Annotated in this window: 1 protein-coding gene; it reads left to right on the top strand. The window is 71.8% G+C overall.

Annotated features, from left to right (window positions below; all coding sequences use genetic code 11):
* The first annotated feature begins 86 nt into the window (after positions 1-86).
* The gene (locus tag ATM99_RS17555; RefSeq protein WP_062104090.1) at positions 87-1625 is read left to right on the top strand and encodes an alpha-N-arabinofuranosidase; all 1539 of its coding nucleotides are present in this window, start codon (positions 87-89) and stop codon (positions 1623-1625) included.
* Positions 1626-1649: the final 24 nt, after the last annotated feature.

Consider the following 1649-nt stretch of genomic DNA (forward strand, 5'->3'; position numbering starts at 1 on the left):
TATGCTGGTCGGGTTTACAACGTTGTGAAATCCCGCGTGCCCCGAGCACCCGTGCGTCGGCGCCGCGGACCGACCCCGGAGCACCGATGACCGCCCACGCCACCGTCCTGCTGCACCCCGACTTCCGCACCGGCACCCTCGACCGCCGCCTCTTCGGCTCGTTCGTCGAGCACCTCGGCCGCGCGGTCTACACCGGCATCTACGAGCCCGAGCACGCGACGGCCGACGAGCACGGCTTCCGCCGCGACGTCGCCGACCTCACGCGCGAGCTCGGCGTCACGATGGTGCGCTACCCGGGCGGCAACTTCGTCTCCAACTACGTGTGGGAGGACGGCGTCGGACCGGTCGAGGAGCGCAAGCCGTTCATCGACCTCGCGTGGCGCACGGTCGAGCCCAACCTCGTCGGCACCGACGAGTTCCTGCAGTGGGCCGAGCGCGAGGGCATCGAGCCCATGATGGCCGTCAACCTCGGCACGCGCGGCGTCGCCGAGGCCGCGGCGCTCGTCGAGTACTGCAACGGCGTCGCCGGCTCACGCTGGGCGGACCTGCGCATCGCCAACGGCCGCACCGAGCCCTACGGCGTGACGCTGTGGTGCCTCGGCAACGAGATGGACGGCCCGTGGCAGATCGGCCACAAGGACGCGCACGAGTACGGCAAGCTCGCCGCCGAGGCCGGCAAGGCCATGAAGCTCGTCGACCCGACCATCGAGCTCGTCGCGTGCGGGTCGTCGTCGATGACGATGGACACGTTCGGCGAGTGGGAGCAGACCGTCCTGTCGTACACGTACGACCTGGTCGACCACATCTCGATGCACGCGTACTACGAGGAGCTCGACGGCGACCGCGCGTCGTTCCTCGGCTCCGCCACGAGCATGGACCGCTTCATCCGCCGCGTCGTGGCGTCGGCCGACGCGGTCGGCGCGCGCAAGCGCTCGGACAAGCAGATCACCATCTCGTTCGACGAGTGGAACGTCTGGTACCTCGAGTCGCGGTTCCCCGGCGAGTCGAACCTGCCGCTGCAGCACCAGCCCGCACGCATCATCGAGGACGTCTACTCGGGCCTCGACGCCGTCGTCCTGGGCGACCTCATGGTGACGCTGCTCAACCACGCCGACCGCGTGCCGGTCGCGTGCCTCGCGCAGCTCGTCAACGTCATCGCCCCGATCATGACCGAGCCCGGCGGCGAGGCCTGGAAGCAGCCGACGTACTACCCGTTCGCGGCCACGGCGCGCCTCGCGCAGGGCGACGTGCTCGACGTGCGCGTGCAGGCCCCGACGTTCACGACGTCCCGGCACGGCGACGTCCCGACCGTCACGGCGGCCGTCACGTGGGCGGGCGAGAGCGGGTCCGGCGAGCTGGGCGTGTTCCTCGTCAACCGCACGGCCGAGGCCGTCGAGGTCGAGCTGCGGCACCCGGGCGTCGCCCTGACGCTCGGCGGCGGCACGCAGGTCACGGCCGACCACGAGACCGCGGTCGCGGGCCCCGAGCACGCCGCCAAGGTCGCCGCCGAGCACGTCACGACGCTCGACGCCGCCCCGGTGACCGCGAGCGCCACGGGCACGACGACCGTGCGCCTGGCGCCCGAGTCGTGGACCGCGCTGTCCGGGACCGCGACGCTCGTCTGACCAGAGGGGGTGCCCTCCCGCCAC

The sequence above is a fragment of the Cellulomonas sp. B6 genome, assembly GCF_001462455.1.
In the GTDB taxonomy this organism is placed as follows: domain Bacteria; phylum Actinomycetota; class Actinomycetes; order Actinomycetales; family Cellulomonadaceae; genus Cellulomonas.